General features: G+C 43.4%; 1 pseudogene. It reads left to right on the forward strand.

Annotated features, from left to right (window positions below):
- Nucleotides 1-114: 114 nt before the first annotated feature.
- A pseudogene (locus AB4209_RS22290) lies at nucleotides 115-408 on the forward strand (ISAs1 family transposase); the annotation flags it as partial.

The raw sequence follows: 408 nt of genomic DNA on the forward strand, positions 1-408 counted from the left end.
GATTGCCATTCTAGGTTGGTACGTCGTTTTGCCATTTCAACTCTCCTTTGGGTTGGAGAGTTGATCTTATTCTTCGTGCTGAAAGATTAGAATGCGGTGTTCATGACACGCTTACGGAATATCATGCAGGTAGAGGCAAATCTTCCGCCTGAACTGAAAGAAAAGTGGCCTCATATAAAAAGCTTTATTGAAGTGGCAAGTGAGCGCACTTGCAATGGAAAAGGAACGAGAGATTCACGTTGGTATGTTAGCTCATTAGAGGTTGACGTTGAACTTGCAGCTCGAACAATCAGAGAGCATTGGCTGGTTGAAAACCAGCTTCATTGGGTTCTTGATGTTGTATTCAGAGAAGATGAATTAAAAGTAAAAGACCCAGATGGTGCAGCCCACCAGGGCAAGATTACGAAG

This window comes from Vibrio sp. 10N.286.48.C11 (assembly GCF_041469805.1).
Taxonomy (GTDB): Bacteria; Pseudomonadota; Gammaproteobacteria; order Enterobacterales; family Vibrionaceae; genus Vibrio; species Vibrio crassostreae_C.